General features: G+C 34.0%; 15 protein-coding genes and 1 pseudogene. 15 read left to right on the forward strand and 1 reads right to left on the reverse strand.

Annotated features, from left to right (window positions below; translation table 11 throughout):
- Positions 1-57 precede the first annotated feature (57 nt).
- The 14 genes and pseudogenes from der to ACQW5G_RS07760 all read left to right on the forward strand — a co-directional run bounded on the left by der (position 58) and on the right by ACQW5G_RS07760 (position 14,789).
- A complete protein-coding gene (gene der, locus ACQW5G_RS07695; protein ID WP_429970875.1) occupies positions 58-1,365 on the forward strand; it encodes a ribosome biogenesis GTPase Der in 1,308 nt (435 codons plus the stop codon).
- Between the two features lie 197 nt (positions 1,366-1,562).
- Entirely contained in the window at positions 1,563-1,838 is a 276-nt protein-coding gene (locus ACQW5G_RS07700; protein WP_429970876.1) for an HU family DNA-binding protein, read from the forward strand.
- Between the two features lie 63 nt (positions 1,839-1,901).
- Positions 1,902-3,164 carry a tetratricopeptide repeat protein gene (locus tag ACQW5G_RS07705; RefSeq protein ID WP_429970877.1) on the forward strand — a complete coding sequence of 421 codons (1,263 nt, stop codon included), beginning with the start codon at positions 1,902-1,904 and terminating at the stop codon, positions 3,162-3,164.
- An 80-nt stretch (positions 3,165-3,244) separates the two neighbouring features.
- A complete protein-coding gene (locus ACQW5G_RS07710; protein WP_429970878.1) occupies positions 3,245-4,456 on the forward strand; it encodes a CCA tRNA nucleotidyltransferase in 1,212 nt (403 codons plus the stop codon).
- Between the two features lie 7 nt (positions 4,457-4,463).
- Positions 4,464-6,362, forward strand: a complete 1,899-nt coding sequence (locus ACQW5G_RS07715; RefSeq protein ID WP_429970879.1) for an ABC-F family ATP-binding cassette domain-containing protein — start codon at positions 4,464-4,466, stop codon at positions 6,360-6,362.
- Between the two features lie 16 nt (positions 6,363-6,378).
- Positions 6,379-7,329: a thymidylate synthase gene (locus ACQW5G_RS07720; RefSeq protein ID WP_429970880.1), complete on the forward strand. Its 951-nt coding sequence runs from the start codon at positions 6,379-6,381 to the stop codon at positions 7,327-7,329.
- A gap of 12 nt (positions 7,330-7,341) precedes the next feature.
- Complete coding sequence (locus ACQW5G_RS07725) at positions 7,342-7,845, forward strand: dihydrofolate reductase (RefSeq protein WP_429970881.1); 504 nt, start codon at positions 7,342-7,344, stop codon at positions 7,843-7,845.
- A 3-nt stretch (positions 7,846-7,848) separates the two neighbouring features.
- Positions 7,849-8,070 (forward strand): YozE family protein, encoded by a 222-nt coding sequence (locus tag ACQW5G_RS07730; protein ID WP_429970882.1) that lies wholly within the window; start codon positions 7,849-7,851, stop codon positions 8,068-8,070.
- Between the two features lie 10 nt (positions 8,071-8,080).
- Complete coding sequence (gene ylqF / locus ACQW5G_RS07735) at positions 8,081-8,944, forward strand: ribosome biogenesis GTPase YlqF (protein ID WP_429970884.1); 864 nt, start codon at positions 8,081-8,083, stop codon at positions 8,942-8,944.
- A gap of 2 nt (positions 8,945-8,946) precedes the next feature.
- Positions 8,947-9,711: a ribonuclease HII gene (locus ACQW5G_RS07740; RefSeq protein WP_429970886.1), complete on the forward strand. Its 765-nt coding sequence runs from the start codon at positions 8,947-8,949 to the stop codon at positions 9,709-9,711.
- Positions 9,712-9,749: 38 nt separating this feature from the next.
- Positions 9,750-10,625 carry a DNA-processing protein DprA gene (gene dprA, locus ACQW5G_RS07745; RefSeq protein WP_429970887.1) on the forward strand — a complete coding sequence of 292 codons (876 nt, stop codon included), beginning with the start codon at positions 9,750-9,752 and terminating at the stop codon, positions 10,623-10,625.
- 93 nt (positions 10,626-10,718) lie between these two features.
- Positions 10,719-12,836: pseudogene (gene topA / locus ACQW5G_RS07750) on the forward strand (type I DNA topoisomerase).
- Positions 12,837-12,885: 49 nt separating this feature from the next.
- A complete protein-coding gene (xerC, locus tag ACQW5G_RS07755; RefSeq protein ID WP_429970888.1) occupies positions 12,886-13,818 on the forward strand; it encodes a tyrosine recombinase XerC in 933 nt (310 codons plus the stop codon).
- 89 nt (positions 13,819-13,907) lie between these two features.
- On the forward strand, positions 13,908-14,789 hold the full coding sequence (locus ACQW5G_RS07760; RefSeq protein ID WP_429970889.1) for an aldose 1-epimerase family protein: 882 nt from the start codon (positions 13,908-13,910) through the stop codon (positions 14,787-14,789).
- Between the two features lie 37 nt (positions 14,790-14,826).
- Here ACQW5G_RS07760 and plsY read toward each other — a convergent pair whose 3' ends face one another.
- Complete coding sequence (gene plsY, locus ACQW5G_RS07765) at positions 14,827-15,456, reverse strand: glycerol-3-phosphate 1-O-acyltransferase PlsY (RefSeq protein ID WP_429970890.1); 630 nt, start codon at positions 15,454-15,456, stop codon at positions 14,827-14,829.
- A 148-nt stretch (positions 15,457-15,604) separates the two neighbouring features.
- On the opposite strand from plsY, the gene parE reads away from it, so the two are divergent.
- The gene (gene parE, locus ACQW5G_RS07770) at positions 15,605-17,563 is read left to right on the forward strand and encodes a DNA topoisomerase IV subunit B (RefSeq protein WP_429970891.1); all 1,959 of its coding nucleotides are present in this window, start codon (positions 15,605-15,607) and stop codon (positions 17,561-17,563) included.
- The last annotated feature ends 33 nt before the right edge of the window (positions 17,564-17,596 follow it).

Raw genomic sequence — 17,596 nt, forward strand, 5'->3', positions numbered from 1 at the left:
AAAAAATCCTTCATTAATTTGAAGGATTTTTTTATTTTAGAAGGAGAGGTGAATAATATGGCACAACCTACAGTTGCAATTGTTGGTCGTCCTAATGTAGGAAAATCAACAATTTTTAATAGAATTGCCGGACAAAGAATTTCAATCGTTGAAGATACTCCAGGTGTAACTCGAGATCGAATTTATTCTCATGGAGAATGGCTTGGACATAACTTCAATTTAATCGATACTGGTGGTATTGAAGTATCTGATCAACCTTTCATCAAGCAAATTACAGCACAGGCTGAAATTGCGATTGATGAAGCAGATGTTATTATTTTTATGGTTAATGGTCGTCAAGGAATCACTGATGCAGATGAACGAGTTGCACAAATTTTGTACCGTTCAAATAAACCAGTTGTTCTAGCTGTTAATAAAATTGATAACTTCGAAAGTCGTGCTGATATTTATGATTTTTATTCATTAGGATTTGGGGATCCATATCCAATTTCTGGTGCTCATGGTTTAGGATTAGGGGATATGCTTGATGAAGTTATTAAAAACTTCCCAGAAGCACCAGAAGCACCTAAAGATGACAGTATCCGCTTTAGTTTAATTGGTAGACCTAACGTTGGTAAATCATCATTGGTTAATGCCTTTTTAGGTGATAACCGTGTCATCGTTTCTGACGTTGCTGGAACTACCCGTGACGCTATTGATTCTAAATTTGTCCACGATGGACAAGAATTTACGATTGTGGATACTGCTGGTATCCGTAAACGTGGTAAAGTTTACGAAAAAACTGAAAAATACAGTGTTATGCGTGCGATGAAAGCTATTGACGAAAGTGATGTAGTTTTGGTGGTTCTTAATGCTGAAGAAGGTATTCGTGAACAAGATAAACGTGTTGCTGGATATGCTCATGAAGCTGGTCGTGGAGTTATTATTGTGGTTAATAAATGGGATGCTCTTAAAAAAGATAACCATAGTCAACAACAATTTGAAGCTGCCATTAGAGCGGAATTTCAATATTTAGCATATGCACCAATTATCTTTGTTTCCGCTAAGACTAAGCAACGTTTAGCACAATTACCTAATTTGATTGAAAAAGTTAATACGAACCATAAGAAACGGATTAGTTCATCTGCTCTTAACGAAGTTATTATGGATGCTGTGGCAATGACACCAACTCCAACAATTAAGACTCGTAAGCTTAGAATATACTACGCTACTCAAGTGGCTACTATGCCACCTGCAATTGTCTTATTTGTTAATGACCCTGAACTACTACATTTCTCATATCGTCGATACCTTGAAAATCAAATTCGTAAAAACTTTGATTTTACTGGTACGCCAATCAGAATCATTCCTAGAAGTCGTAAATAATTAGGTAATAAAAGCTTAAATATGAAAAATCGAAATTATTGAAATAATTATTACAAATAGCGTTGCAATCGCATTTTTGGTGTGATATCTTTAGATGTGAGATAGTCTTCGTATTATTTCGTAGTTCCGATACATATTTTTAGGAGCTTACAAGTTGGTATTCATATTATGAATACCTATCAGGAGGTGAATCACCCATGGCCAACAAAGCAGAACTAGTAGACGACGTTGCAAAAACAACTGGTTTAACTAAAAAAGATGCTACTGCAGCCCTAGATGCTGTATTTGAAGCAATCCAAGATCAACTTGCTAAAGGCGAACGTGTTCAATTAATCGGTTTTGGTAGTTTCGAAGTACGTCAACGTGCTGCCCGTAAAGGACGTAACCCACAAACTGGTAAGGAAATTGAAATTCCTGCAAGTAAAGTACCTGCCTTTAAACCTGGTAAAGCTTTAAAGGAAGCTGTTAAATAATTTTTGACGGTCAGAACCAGTTCGCGTATGCGGACTGGTTTTTTTGTTGGAGGGAGAATTATTATGAGTAACTCAGAAAAAGCTTTAGAAGCATTACAAAACAATGATTTAGAGAAATATCAAACTGATTTAAAAAATGCATTAGTCCAAGATGATGATGATATGCTATTTTCATTAGCAGAAGAACTTTATTCATTAGGTTTTTCTGATGATGCTTTAAAAATTTATCGTCAACTTTTAAAAAAATATCCTGATGAAGATGAGATTAGAACTTATATTGCTGATATTTTAATTGCTAAAGATGATACCGATGGTGCTTTAGCGGTACTTAATGAAATTAAGCCTGATTCATCATATTATATTAACGCTTTAATGGTCGAAGCTGATTTATATCAAACCCAAGATTTATTTGTTGTAAGTGAACACAAACTTTTAGAAGCCGAAAAATTAGCACCTGATGAACCAATTATTAAATTTGCCTTAGCTGAACTTTATTATTCAGATGGTAAATATGAAAGTGCTATTAAAATTTACCTCAATTTGATTAAACAAGGTGAATTATCAATTTCAAACGTTAACTTAGTTGAAAGACTAGGAGTATGTTATGCTCACGTTGGTAATTTTGAAAATGCAATTGGTTACCTTGAACAAATTAAACCAATTGATATGACACCTGATGTTTTATTTGAAACTGGTTTCACTTATTTACAACTTGAAAATTACAAAAAAGCTATTGAGATGTTTGAAATGCTTCGTGATTCAGATGATCAATATGCATCGCTATATATTTACCTCGGAGAAGCTTTTGAAAAAGATGATAATCCAGAAGAAGCTTTACGTACTTATCAAGAAGGTTTAGGGGTTGATGAATATAACGTCACATTGTACCTAAAAGCAGCTGATATTGCAGCTAAATTAGGTAAAATGGATCTTACCATTAAATACCTTGAAAAAGGAAATGAAGTTAATCCTGATAACATGGAAGTTGTTACTAAACTTTCAGAAATTTACGTTAAAGATGGTAAATTTGAAAAAGATGTTGATTTCTTATCATCATATCTTTCAGATAACAATCTAGTTCCACAACTATATTGGGATTTAGCTATTTCGTATGATCATTTAGATGATTTTAAACAAGCTAATGAAAATTACAAAAAAGCAGCAGTAGATTTGAATGATAATCCTGATTTCTTAAAAAATTACATTCTTTTCCTTCGTGAAAATGGTGAGATAAAAGAAACCATTGATTTATTGAAGCAATATGTTAAATTAGTTCCAGATGATGAAGAAATGGTTTACATGCTCGAAGATTTAGAATCTAGATAAATAAAATTAACAGTCTAATTTATTAGGCTGTTTTTTTAATGTATAATGATATTAATAAGCAAATGAAAGAGGGATATAAATTGAAAATTGAAAATTTGCCGTCAGAATTTATTGACGCCAGAAAAGTCCTTCAAGTAATTGAACAGAATGGATTTGAAGCATACTTTGTTGGTGGAAGTGTACGAGATACTTTACTTGGATTGTCAATTCATGATGTTGACATGGCAACTTCTGCCTATCCAGAAGAAATTAAAAAAATTTTTAAACGGACAATTGATACTGGAATTGAACATGGTACTGTTACGGTAATGTTTGACCATAAAGGATTTGAAATAACTACTTTTAGAACTGAAAGTGGCTATCAAGATTTTCGTCGTCCGGACAAAGTGACATTTATTCGCTCTTTAAAAGAGGATTTAAAACGTCGTGATTTTACGATTAATGCTTTTGCTATGAAAGAGAATGGTGAAGTAATTGATTTATTTGACGGAATGACAGATTTGCACAATCATCTAATTCGTGCAGTTGGTGATGCTAGTCAACGCTTCAATGAAGACGCTTTACGTATGATGCGTGCGGTTCGTTTTGGGAGTCAATTAAACTTCAGTATTGAAGATAAAACTTTTAATGCAATTAAAACCAATAGTCACTTATTAGAAAAAATTGCGATTGAGCGTATTAATGTTGAATTCGTTAAAATGATGCTAGGAATTGCTCCATCACGTGGTCTTCAGGAAATGCTAGATACCGATTTATTTAAGTATGTTCCATTTTTTAATCAATATATTACAGAAATTGAAGCAATTGCAAAACTAAATTTAAATGGCAAACTTGAAAATGAAATTCAAGTTTGGGCTTTATTTGCGACTGAATTAAATCTTGACCATAATCAAATTAGAAAAATGATGAAGTCTTGGAAATGCTCTAATAAAATGATTGAAGATGTTTTACATGTTGTGACAGGAATTAAAATGTTACAAAATCAGCAATTAATTCCGTTGACCATCTACCAGGTAGGTATTGATAATCTTTTAAATGCCAATCAAGTTATGGAAATTTATGATAAAGCATTTAAAGCAGATGATTTGCAAGATGCTTATCAGCAATTACCAATTAAAAATAAATCTGAGTTAAATGCTAATGGTGGCATACTGATTAAAAGTGGATTTAAACCAGGTCCCCAATTAGGTAAAGTATTAAATGATTTAGAATTGATGGTAATTAATGGTGAAATTGAAAATGATGAAGCTACATTAATTACTAAAGCCAATGAATTAGTAAAAGAAAACTGAGGTAGTCATGGTAGAAACTTTACGAGCAGAAAAATTAACAAAAACTTATGGTGAAAAAGTTCTATTTAAAGATTTAGATTTCATTATTAATGAAAACGACCGAATTGGGTTAATTGGAACTAATGGTAGTGGTAAATCATCATTACTTAATACCATCGCCGGCATTGATCATGATGTAACTGGTGAAATCATAACTTCAAAAGCATATCGAATTGGTTATTTAAAACAACATCCAGAATTACCAGAAGATATGACTGTAATGGAATCCGTATTTGCTGGGAACCAAAAAGTATTTAAGGTTATTCGTCATTATGAAGATGCATTGAATGATTATTCTAACCATCCGGATAATAAGGACTTTGAACGCCGTTATTTGGACGCTGAAGCCAAAATGAATGAAGATGATGCATGGAATACTGAAAGCCGTGTAAAGACAATTTTGACCCAATTAAAGATCAATGACATGGATCAAAAGATTGGTTCAATGTCTGGGGGTCAGCAAAAACGGGTTGGGTTAGCTCAAGTATTAATTCAATCACCAGATTTATTGTTACTTGATGAACCTACTAACCATTTGGATTTTGATTCCATTGAATGGTTGGAACAATATTTATCTAAATATAAGGGATCATTGATTGTTGTTACTCATGACCGTTATTTCTTAGATCAAGTTTCAAATCATATTTGGGAATTGTCATTTGGTGGTTTATATGAATATCCGGGTAATTATCAAGATTATGTTGCTAAAAAGGCAGAATTAGTTGATGAACAATTAGCTACTAGTCATAAAGAACAGCAATTATATAAACAAGAACTTAAATGGATGAAAGCTGGGGCAAAAGCCCGTTCAACCAAGCAAAATGCTCGTATTGAACGTTTCAACCAACTTGAAGACAAAGTTAAAGAAGGTACACCAGTCGATGGTGAACTTGATATTGCTATGGGGCAACAAAGACTTGGTAAAAAAGTTATTGAGATTAACCATGTTGATCTCGAAATTGCAAACAATCCAATCTTAAAAGATTTCAGTTTATTAATTCAAAATGGTCAACGAATTGGAATCAGTGGTGAAAATGGGGCCGGGAAATCATCTCTATTAAATGCTATTGCTGGAATTTTACCAATTCAAGGTGGATCAATTGAAATTGGTGAAACCGTTAAAATGGCCTATTATACGCAACAAATGGAACCAATCCCAGATGATAAACGGGTAATTAGCTATTTAACTGATATTGGTCAAAATGTCGTTGATGCTGATGGAAATAAGATTAGTGTTACTAATTTGTTGGAACAATTCCTATTTCCAAAGTTCATGCATGGAACTTTGATTCGTAAATTATCAGGTGGAGAAAAACGGCGTCTTTATTTGCTTAAGTTATTGATGGAACAACCAAACGTCTTACTTTTAGATGAACCAACTAATAACCTTGATATTGCGACATTAACTGTTCTTGAAGATTACATCAAGCACTTCAATGGAACTACCATTACCGTTTCCCATGATCGTTACTTCTTGGATAAAGTAGCCGACCGACTCTTAATCTTTGACGGAAACGCCAAAATTGAAAGATATACTGGTATTTTTACCGATTATCTTAAGAGTAAAAAAGAAGACGCACACCCAGCTGAAAACAATCATAAGAAAGCAAGTAAAACAGTAGAAGTTAAGCCAGTCGAGAAGAAAGAAAAGACCAAACTTACCTATGCAGAAAAGCTTGAATATGATGGCATTGAAGCTAAAATTGAAAAGAATGAAAATGAAATTGCTGAAGTTTCTGCAGATATGCAAAATTATGGCGATGACTACAACAAATTAGCTGAATTACAACGTAAATTAGATGATTTAAATAAAGAATCAGATGAATTAGTTGCACGTTGGGAATATTTAAGTGAGTTTGCTGAATAAAAATTAGGAGTAATTTATGTTAGAAGATGCATATTTAAACGAGTTAAGATTTATCCTAGAAAATGGTCACAAAAAAGATGATCGTACAGGAACAGGAACTATTAGTTATTTTGGTCAACAAATGCGGTTTGACTTATCAAAGGGTTTTCCATTGTTAACTACGAAAGCAGTTCCTTTTAGATTAATTAAAAGCGAACTATTATGGTTCTTACGTGGTGACACTAACATTCGTTATTTACTTGAAAATAATAATCATATTTGGGATGAATGGGCTTTTGAAAAATGGGTTAATTCTGATGAATATACTGGTCCTGATATGACCAACTTTGGATTAAGATCACAAGAAGACCCTGAATTTAAGAAAGTTTATTTAGAACAAAAGAAAATATTCTGTCAAATGATTCTCGATGATGATGAATTTGCCAAAAAATTTGGTGAATTAGGTAACGTATACGGAGCTCAATGGAGACATTGGGAAGGTCCAGATGGTAAAGTTATTGACCAAATCAAAAAGGTAATTAACACCATTAAAACTAATCCAGATTCACGTCGTATGATTGTTTCCGCATGGAATCCAGCTGATGTTGATGATGTCGCATTGCCACCTTGTCATTCATTATTCCAATTTTACGTAAATGACGGTAAATTGAGTTGTCAATTATACCAACGTAGCGCCGATATGTTCTTAGGTGTGCCATTTAATATTGCTAGTTATGCATTATTAACTAGTTTAATTGCTAAAGAATGTGGTCTAGAACCAGGTGATTTTGTGCATACTTTAGGTGATGCTCATATCTACTTAAACCTTGTGGACCAAGTTAAAGAACAACTAACTAGAAAACCATATAAAGCGCCTAAATTGTGGCTAAATCCTGACAAAAATAGTATTTTTGATTATGATATGGATGATATTAAAGTTGAAGACTATAAACATCACAGCCGCATTAAAGGTGCCGTAGCTGTTTAGTGAGGAGTTAACATGTTAGCATTTATTTGGGCAGAATCTGCCAATAGAGTAATTGGAAAAGATGGACATCTTCCATGGCATATTGCCGACGATATGCAGTTTTTCAAAAAAACGACACTTAATCACCAAGTTGTCTGTGGCTATACTACCTTTGAAAGTTTTGGTGGTCGTCCATTGCTAAAGCGAAAAAATTTAGTAATTACTCATCGGAATGCATCGCAATTCCCTGAAAATGTCACAATTTTTAATTCAAAAGATGAATTCTTGCAATATGCAAATAAATTCCAAGATGAGTTGATTTTTGTGATTGGTGGAAGAGCCATCTATCAAGAACTTTTGCCATATACCGAATATTTGTATCGTACAAAGATTGATGTTGACGTTGAAGGTGATACTAAAATGATTGACATTGATTACTCTGATTTTATTTTGATGGAAGAAATTCCAGGCGAAAAGAATGAGGAATTTCCACATCAATTTGAAATTTACCAAAGAAAAATTAAACGAGAAGGCTAACTAATGAGAAAAAGTTTTTATGAATATTTGATGACCGAAAGAAATCCTGATGGTCATGATGAAATATCTCAATTTGCCAACAATGCTTTTTTTGATACTCAGTTTCCAAAACATGAAGATGATTTTGAATTAATTTCAAAATATCTTGAAGAAAATGCGGGGTATCTACCTAGTATGACGATTTTTGATGAAGCGTGGCAAAAATATTTAGCTTATTTAGATTAAGGGAGAAATTATGAAAAGTAATATCCAATGGTTCCCCGGGCATATGGCTAAAGCCATTCGTCAATTTGAAGAAAATATTAAATTAGTTGATATTGTTTTTGAATTAGTTGATGCTCGAATTCCATATACTTCAATCAACCCAGAGGTCAAACGAATCAGTCGTAACAAGCCCCGTTTGATGATTTTAACTAAATCAGATTTAGCTGATCCTGTCATGACTAGAAAATGGATTGAATACTTTAAATCGCAAGGTATCAGAGCAATCGCAGTTGATTCTAAAGTTAATGGGGTTCGTAAAAAAATCGAAAACATTGCTGATGGAATTTTAAAGGATTACCTTGATTCAAAAAATGATAAGGGTTTTTCTCGCAAAGCTTTAAAAGCTATTTGTGTTGGTGTACCAAACGTAGGTAAGTCAACTTTACTTAATCAGTTAGTAAGTAAGCGAGCTGCTCAAGTTGGAAATCGTCCTGGTGTTACCAAGGGACAGCAATGGCTTACTGCTAATAGTAAGTTAGTGTTACTAGATACTCCTGGTATTTTGTGGCCTAAGTTTCAATCACAAGAAATTGCTGAAAAATTAGCTTTAACTGGAGCAATCCGTGAAAGTTCATTCCATAGTGATGATGTTGCACTATATGCGTTAGACTTTTTCAAACAAACTCATCGTGAAGAGTTAAGTAAACGTTATCGGTTAACTGAGGAAGATTATGAATTGAGTAACCCAGACTTGTTACTTAAAATCACTGCTAACTTAGGAATGCGTGATGATTATGAACGTGCATCAGAACGAATTATTAACGATGTTCGTAAAGGAAAATTAGGCCGTTATACTCTTGACACACCAGATCAAATTGAAGTTGAGGGTGAATAGCTTTGACTATTAAAGAAATTAAAGAATCATTTATGCGAGTTCATGAAATACAGGACCCGCTTTTTGATTTGTATAAAGATGATGAACGTAAGGGTGTTCAAATCATCATCAAACAAACGAAAAAAAGACTAGCACATCAACAAGAATTGAAAGATGCTTTTGCTAAAAGATTCAATATTGAACGTGAGTTTTGGAATCAAGGATTGAATCAGATTGCTGGGATTGATGAAGTTGGTCGTGGACCATTAGCTGGACCAGTTGTGGCGGCAGCAGTAATTTTACCGCATGATTTTAAATTGCTAGAGGTTAATGATTCTAAGCAATTAACTGATAAAAAACGACGAGAATTAGTTAATGTAATCAAAGAAAAAGCGATTAGTTATGCGTATGCAGTGATTGATAACCACGTAATTGATGATGTAAATATTTATCAAGCTACTAGAATTGCCATGAAGCAAGCAGTTTTGAGTTTAACTGTTCAACCTCAACAATTAATGATTGATGCAATGGATGTTGATATGGATATTCCACAATTGAAATTAATTAAAGGTGATGCTAAATCCAATTCAATTGCGGCGGCTAGTATTTTAGCTAAAGTAACTCGTGATGATTTAATGATTAAATACAACCAACAATATCCGGAATATGATTTTTGTCATAATGATGGATACGGGACTAAAAAACATTTAGAAGCTTTGAAAAAGTATGGGGCAACTCCAATCCACCGGAAAACTTTTGCACCAGTCCGAGATTTAACTAAAAATTAGTTTAATTACGTATTTATCCAAAAATGGAGAAATTTATTATGGATAAAAGAAGTTTATTATTACGAATTAAATTATGTCCCGGAATCGGACTCAAAGGTGAGTATTTAGCATATTGTTGGTTAGAAACTCAGGATATTAATACATTAGATATTGAAGAAGTCCAAGCAATGATCATTAATCTACTTCGTGATAATCATTTAAATTATAAAAAATTTGCAGTTTCTTTTTTGAGTCGAGAAATTAACATTTTAGTGAATCAGGCTATGAATCAGAATTGGATTACAATTTGTGATAATATCTATCCAACTCAACTAAAAGAAATGTATTTACCGCCGATTGTTTTATTTTACGCTGGTAATTTAAAGCTGTTAGAAGCAAATAATTTGTTGGGAGTAGTGGGATCCCGAAAATGTTCTAAATATGCAGTTCAAGCAATGAAAAAAATTTTTAGCCAACAAGTTGTTGATAGTTTCGTAATCGTGTCTGGGCTAGCGGAAGGTGTTGATACTTTAGGACATCAGATTGCATTAGCCAAACAAGGCAAAACAATTGCGGTACTAGGAACAGGACTAGATTGTTTTTATCCTCGCAGTAACGAAGGAATTCAACTAGAATTAATGAAAGATAATTTAGTTGTGAGTGAGTACTTTTACGGAACTGGTCCGAGAAAACATCATTTTGTTGAACGTAACCGAATCATTGCTGGATTGTCACAAAAACTATTGGTAGTTGAAGCGCGACTCAAGTCAGGATCTTTAATCACTGCTAGTTTGGCCTTACAAAATAATCGTGATATTTTAGCTGTTCCTGGGAATGTAAATAGTAGTTATTCCGCTGGATCGAACGAATTAATCGCTGCGGGTTGTCAACCATGCCTAGATGAAAAAGACGTATTGGGACGAGTTGTTATTTGACACTATAAAAAAACTGCCATATGATAATTTAGAAATTCAAATGCAAAAAAACTAATTATAATATGTAGAAAAAATAAATGAGGGATATATTTAATGGCCACTAGTACGACTACTAAAAAGAAAACAACAAAAAGTAAAAAGCGTACTACGAAGAAAAAACTAGTCATTGTTGAATCACCCGCTAAAGCAAAAACCATTGGTAAGTATTTAGGGCGCACGTATACAGTTGTCGCAAGTAAGGGACATATTCGTGATTTACCTAAGAGTCGAATGGGAATTGATATTCCGGATGAGTTCAAACCAGACTATATTTCAATTCGTGGTAAAGGTGACACAATCAAGATGCTTAAATCAGAAGCGAAAAAAGCTAAAGAAGTTTTTCTTGCTTCTGATCCCGATCGTGAAGGAGAAGCAATTGCATGGCATGTTGCTCATGTACTTAATCTTGATGTTAACGAAAAAAATCGAGTTACTTTTAACGAAATTACTAAAGAAACGGTTAAAGATGCGTTTAAGCATCCGCGGACCATTGATATGAATTTAGTAGATGCCCAACAAGCTCGGCGAATTATCGACCGTTTGGTAGGTTATTCTATTTCTCCAATTCTTTGGAAAAAGGTTAAAAAAGGCCTTAGTGCTGGTCGTGTTCAATCAGTTGCCCTTTGGATTATTATTTAACGGGAACGTGCTATTCAAGCTTTCAAGCCGGAAGAATATTGGACAATTGATTCAGTATTTAAAAAAGGACGTTCTAAGTTTAAAGCATCTTTTTATGGGGTTGATGGTAAAAAGGCTAACTTAGGAAATAATGATGATGTTCAAGCAATTTTGAAGAAAATTGATCCTAAATCTGATTTTGACATTACTGATGTTAAAAAGCGTGAAAAGAAACGGCAACCACCACGTCCATTTACGACTAGTACATTGCAACAAGATGCTAATAAAAAGCTACATTTCAAAACTAGTCGAACGATGATGGCTGCCCAACAATTATATGAAGGTATCAATATTGGTCGTGAGGGTAGTCAAGGTTTGATTACTTATATGCGTACTGATTCTACTCGTATTTCATCAGGAGCTAAGCAGGAAGCTGCTAAATTCATTCACGAAGATTTTGGTGCTGAATATGCTATTAATCATCCGCGTGCCGTTAAATTGCCTGAAGGTGCCCAAGATGCCCATGAAGCTGTTCGTCCAACTTCTGTTATGCGAACTCCTAAGAGTATTGAAAAATACCTTACTAAAGATCAATTCAAGTTATATAGTTTAATCTGGTCAAGATTTTTAGCTAGTCAAATGACACCTGCAATTGTTGATACTGAAACTGTTAAAGTAATTCAAAACGGAGTTGAGTATCATGCGAATGGATCAAAACTAAAATTTGAAGGTTACCTCAAGGTGTATTCAGCTGGAAAAGAAAAAGATAATATTCTTCCTGAACTTGAAGTGGGTGAACATGTTTCTTTGGATAGTAATGTACCAGACCAACATTTCACACAGCCACCAGCACGTTACACTGAAGCTGCACTAATCAAAGCACTTGAAGAAAATGGTGTTGGTCGTCCTTCAACTTATTCACCAACTTTAATGACCATTCAAAAACGTTATTACGTTAAGCTTGAAGCTCGTAGGTTTGTACCTACTGAATTAGGTGAAATCGTTAATAAATTAATCGAAGAATACTTCCCTGAAATTGTGAACGTTGATTTTACTGCCGATATTGAAGGTAAGCTTGATGATATTGAAGAAGCTAAACTTAAGTGGGTTAAATTAGTTAGTGAATTCTATCAACCTTTTTCTAAAGAAGTTAATGTTGCTGAAAAAGAGATGGAAGACGTTCAAATTAAAGAACCTCTTGCTGGATTTAACTGTGACATTTGTGGTGCCCCAATGGTAGTTAAAATGGGTACATACGGTAAGTTTTTTGCTTGTTCTCGTTTTCCAGATTGTCGCAACACCCAAACGATTGTAAAAGAAATTGGTGTTATTTGTCCTAAGTGTCATGAAGGACAAGTTATTGAACGTAAAACTAAGAAGAATCGTTTATTCTATGGTTGTTCAAGATATCCTGATTGTGACTTTGTTTCATGGGATAAACCAATTGGTCGTGATTGTCCGAAATGTGGTCACTTCTTAGTTAATAAGAAGGTCCGTGGTGGATGGCAAGTTGTTTGTCCTGAAGGAGATTACCAAGAAGACGTAATTAAATAAAAAAAGGACTGTTCTTTACGAACGGTCTTTTTTCAAATAGGTGATTAAAATGAATCGAAGTAATCAAAAATTAATACAATTATTTATCAAATATATTGTCAATGAACGCCAATATTCAGACGATACTGCGCGAGCTTATCATGATGATTTAGTACAATTTGCGACATTTTTAGCTGATTCAGGCGGGGAAAAAGATTTCAGTAAGATTGATAGTTTTGACGTTGAAATTTATTTAAGCCATTTACATGATCTTGGTGATAACAATAATACCGTTGCTCGTAAAATGTCATCGCTTCGTTCTTTTTATAATTTTTTAGTTAATAATCAAATTGTGGAAGATAACCCATTTGTATATGTCAATATTAAGAAACATGCTAATCATTTACCGCGCTTTTTTTATGCAAAAGAATTGGATAAATTATTTGAAGCTGCAAAACAAACTAAAAATCCACTGTTAGCTTTAAGAAATACCGCTTTATTAGAAGTTTTATATGGGACTGGAATTCGGGTTAGTGAATGTGCTAATTTAACGTTAGATGATATTGATTTGTCCAATAACATGATGCTAGTGTTAGGTAAGGGGAATAAAGAACGTTATATTCCCTTTGGAAGTTATGCTAATCATGCGATTAATGAGTATTTAAATAAAAGTCGAAACGTTTTAATGGAAAAGTTTAATAAGCAACACCCTTATTTATTTGTTGATCAACATGGATCTCATATTACGAGTCGTGGGATCGAGTATATTTTAGATCAAATTATGAAAAATAGTGGTATGAATTCAAGTATCCATCCGCACATGTTGCGTCATACGTTTGCAACACAGATGTTAAATAATGGTGCTGATTTACGGACAGTGCAAGAACTATTAGGGCATTCAAATTTATCAACGACTCAAATTTATACACACGTAACAAAAGAAAAACTTTTGAAAAATTATCAAAATTTCTTTAAAAGATCAGAAGATGAAAATCCTGATTAAAATATTTTTAAAATTTGATTTTTATTCTTTGCAAAGTCCTATTTTCGTGTCAAAATAGAGAGATAAAGAAAGACTTGTGGGGGAATAAAATGGTAGTAACACTTAAAAATAGTAAATTAACAGTTAAAATTAATGAAATTGGGGCTGAATTGATTTCAGTCCAAAACCCTCAAGGTATCGAATATATTTGGGGAGCAGATCCAGAACATTGGAAGCGTCATGCTCCAATCCTATTTCCCATGGTTGGTCGTTTAAAAAATGATGAATATAGCTATGATGGTAGTGCATATACTATGTACCAGCATGGTTTTGCTCGTGACAGTAAATTTGAAATTGTTACCTCATCAGATGAACAAGTCATTTTCTTGCTTAAGTCTGACGTTGAGACAATGAAAGCTTATCCATTTAAATTTGAGTTTTATGTTTCATATACACTAGCGGAAAATATGGTTAAAGTTAGTATGTTAGTTAAAAACCGAGATCATCATTCAATGTACTTTTCTGTTGGTGCTCATCCTGGATTTAAAGTTCCGCTTGAATCTAATGAAACATATGATGATTATGAAGTTATTGTTACTCCTGAAAAGGAATATCCAATGATTGCTTTAGATGGTAATGGATTAACTACGACAAATAAATCTAATTTCAATATTCATGGGAATCCAATTCCAATTAACCATGAACTATTTAAAGATGATGCGCGAATTTTTGATGTAGAAGCTAATGATCAAACTACTTTTACGCTTAAATCGAAAAAATCACAGCATGGTGCAGCTGTAACAGCCTATAAGAACCAATACTTTGGTCTTTGGTCAACTTACCCTGTTAAATCAGATTTCGTTTGTATTGAACCATGGTGGGGAATTGCTGATTCAGAAAATAGCACTGGATTTATCAGGGATAAAAATGATATCAGTCGTTTGCGTTGTGGCGAAGACTTTGCTGCTAAATTTGATATTACATTCTTCTAAAACAAAAAAAGACTTTCAATTGAAAGTCTTTTTATATTTATTTAATTGATTTCTTTACGTATTTTAAATACCAGTAGTAAAGTCCAAAAGGAACTAAATTTTCATTACCATGCAAAATCTTAATGATATTCTTACGATGACGATAAATGGTAAAAAAGGTTAACCCTAATGCGATAATCGTTAATGCAATATCATGAGTAAAAAGCGAAACAAAGACAATCATGATAAAGCTAATAATACTTCCTAAACTTACCATACTAGTTATGGTAATACATGAAACTAGGACAATTACGGCAATTAAGAAGAATCCAGGATTATAAGCTAATAACATTCCCGCACTAGTAGCAACGGCTTTTCCACCATGGAAGTGGTCAAAAATTGAAAAGGTATGGCCTAATACTGCCGCTACCCCAAAAATTAGTGGGTACCATGAATGAATGCCGACACACATTGGAATTAAGGTTGCTAAGTAACCCTTACCAACATCCATAAAGAGTACAATAGTCCCAGCAACTGGTCCTAAAACTCGATAGGTATTAGTTGTACCAATGTTTTTTGAACCATGTCTTCTAATATCAACATGGAAAAACGTTTTTCCAACCCAAACTCCACTAGGAATTGAGCCTAATAAGTACGCAATCAATAAAAGAACAATTATTTTAATCATTTTTCCCCCAAAGATTCAAATATGAACAACCATAATTTTACCATTAGTTAATAAATTACAAAAATTAAAATTAGTAAAAACTGAGCTTATTTGCAATAAACGCTAAATAAGTTATTATAAAATACAGATGAAAAGGAGTTTTCTGCATATGACGAAACAAAGCAGTTCAAATAATTACGATGCTTCTTCAATCCAAGTTCTTCATGGATTAGAAGCAGTTCGAAAAAGACCCGGTATGTACATAGGTTCAACAGATGGTAGAGGTTTACACCATCTAGTTTACGAAATTGTAGATAACGCTGTTGATGAAGCAATCGCAGGTTACGGAAAAGAGATTAATGTAACAATTCATAAAGATGACAGCATTACTGTTGTCGACCATGGCCGTGGAATGCCAGTCGGAATGCATGCCTCTGGGAAACCTACCCCAGAGGTTATTTTAACCGTTTTACATGCTGGTGGTAAATTTGGTCAAGGTGGATATAAAACCTCCGGAGGATTACATGGAGTGGGTTCTAGTGTAGTTAATGCACTATCAAGTCACTTAACAGTAGAAATTGTCCGTGATCACCAACAATACCAAGAAGATTTTGAAAACGGCGGCCATCCAGTTGGTACTTTACGTAAGTTAGGCAAAACTAACGCCGGCAATGGAACAACCATTACGTTTAAGCCAGATCCAGAAATATTTACAACCACTACTTATAATTTTGAAACCCTTGCAACCCGGTTACGAGAATCAGCTTTCTTACTAAAGGGTGTAAAGATTACCCTTACCGATGAACGTGAAGGTAAAGAACGTGAAGACGTTTTCCATTTTGAAGATGGAATCAAAGAATTCGTGCAATACCTTAATGAGGGTAAAAGTACTTTAGGTACTGTGATGTACTTTGATGGTAGTAAGAATGGAATCGAAGTTGAAGTTGCAGCGGAATATAACGATGCTTATACTGATACCACCATTTCCTTCGTTAATAATGTCCGAACTACTGATGGTGGTACACATGAAGCAGGTTTTAGAAGCGGATGGACTAAAGCCTTTAACGAATATGCCCGTAAGGTTGGAATCTTAAAAGAAAAAGATAAAAACTTAGAAGGAGCAGATATTCGTGAAGGTTTAACTGCCGTGATTGCATTACGTGTTCCAGAAGAAGCCCTTCAATTTGAAGGACAAACTAAGGGCAAATTAGGAACTCCTGAAGCCCGTTCAATTGTAGATAGTGTAGTAGATGAACAATTGCTATACTTCTTAATGGAAAATGGTGATTTAGCTAACACTTTAGTGCAAAAAGCATTACGTGCTAGAAAAGCTAGAGAAGCAGCTAAAAAGGCCCGTGAAGAAAGTCGGCATGGTAAGAAGAAAAAGAAACAAGAAAAATTACTTTCTGGTAAGCTAACTCCTGCTCAATCAAAAGATGCTAGTAAGAATGAGCTATTCTTAGTCGAAGGGGATTCAGCTGGGGGCTCTGCCAAACAAGGGCGAGATCGTAAACATCAAGCAATCTTACCATTAAGAGGTAAAGTGCTTAATACTGAAAAAGCTAATGTGGCTGATATCATGAAGAACGAAGAAATTAGTACTATCATGTACACAGTTGGCGCGGGGATGGGAAATGATTTCCAACTCAAAGATGCTAATTACGATAAGATCATTATTATGACTGATGCGGATGATGATGGTGCACATATTCAAATCTTATTACTTACATTCTTCTACAAATTCATGCGGCCTATGATTGAAGCAGGACACGTATACGTTGCTTTACCACCGCTTTACAAGTTACAAGAAGGTAAAGGGAAAAATGCCAAGATTGAATATGCTTGGACTAACGAAGAATTAGATGAATTAAGAAAAGACTTCCCTAAAGGAATGACTTTACAACGATTTAAAGGTTTAGGTGAAATGAATGCGGATCAGTTATGGGAAACAACCATGGATCCAGAACATCGGACTTTAATTAGAGTACAAATTGATGATGCAGCAGTTGCTGAACGTCAGGTAACAACTCTAATGGGAAGTAAAGTAGAACCACGTCGTGACTGGATTGAAAACAATGTTCAATTCAACCTCGAAGATGAAGGAAGCATTTTAGACAATACAAAATAATAGGAGGTGAAATGATTGGCAAAAGAAGCTGAA

It is taken from the genome of Fructilactobacillus sp. Tb1 (assembly GCF_050500285.1).
GTDB lineage: Bacteria > Bacillota > Bacilli > Lactobacillales > Lactobacillaceae > Fructilactobacillus.

Excerpts from the sequence above, each read along its gene's own strand:
- der (WP_429970875.1), top strand. The coding sequence starts at position 58 with ATGGCACAACCTACAGTTGCAATTGTTGGTCGTCCTAATGTAGGAAAA.
- ACQW5G_RS07700 (WP_429970876.1), top strand. The coding sequence starts at position 1,563 with ATGGCCAACAAAGCAGAACTAGTAGACGACGTTGCAAAAACAACTGGT.
- ACQW5G_RS07705 (WP_429970877.1), top strand. The coding sequence starts at position 1,902 with ATGAGTAACTCAGAAAAAGCTTTAGAAGCATTACAAAACAATGATTTA.
- ACQW5G_RS07715 (WP_429970879.1), top strand. The coding sequence starts at position 4,464 with ATGGTAGAAACTTTACGAGCAGAAAAATTAACAAAAACTTATGGTGAA.
- ACQW5G_RS07720 (WP_429970880.1), top strand. The coding sequence starts at position 6,379 with ATGTTAGAAGATGCATATTTAAACGAGTTAAGATTTATCCTAGAAAAT.
- ACQW5G_RS07725 (WP_429970881.1), top strand. The coding sequence starts at position 7,342 with ATGTTAGCATTTATTTGGGCAGAATCTGCCAATAGAGTAATTGGAAAA.
- ACQW5G_RS07730 (WP_429970882.1), top strand. The coding sequence starts at position 7,849 with ATGAGAAAAAGTTTTTATGAATATTTGATGACCGAAAGAAATCCTGAT.
- ylqF (WP_429970884.1), top strand. The coding sequence starts at position 8,081 with ATGAAAAGTAATATCCAATGGTTCCCCGGGCATATGGCTAAAGCCATT.
- dprA (WP_429970887.1), top strand. The coding sequence starts at position 9,750 with ATGGATAAAAGAAGTTTATTATTACGAATTAAATTATGTCCCGGAATC.
- xerC (WP_429970888.1), top strand. The coding sequence starts at position 12,886 with ATGAATCGAAGTAATCAAAAATTAATACAATTATTTATCAAATATATT.
- ACQW5G_RS07760 (WP_429970889.1), top strand. The coding sequence starts at position 13,908 with ATGGTAGTAACACTTAAAAATAGTAAATTAACAGTTAAAATTAATGAA.
- plsY (WP_429970890.1), bottom strand. The coding sequence starts at position 15,456 with ATGATTAAAATAATTGTTCTTTTATTGATTGCGTACTTATTAGGCTCA.
- parE (WP_429970891.1), top strand. The coding sequence starts at position 15,605 with ATGACGAAACAAAGCAGTTCAAATAATTACGATGCTTCTTCAATCCAA.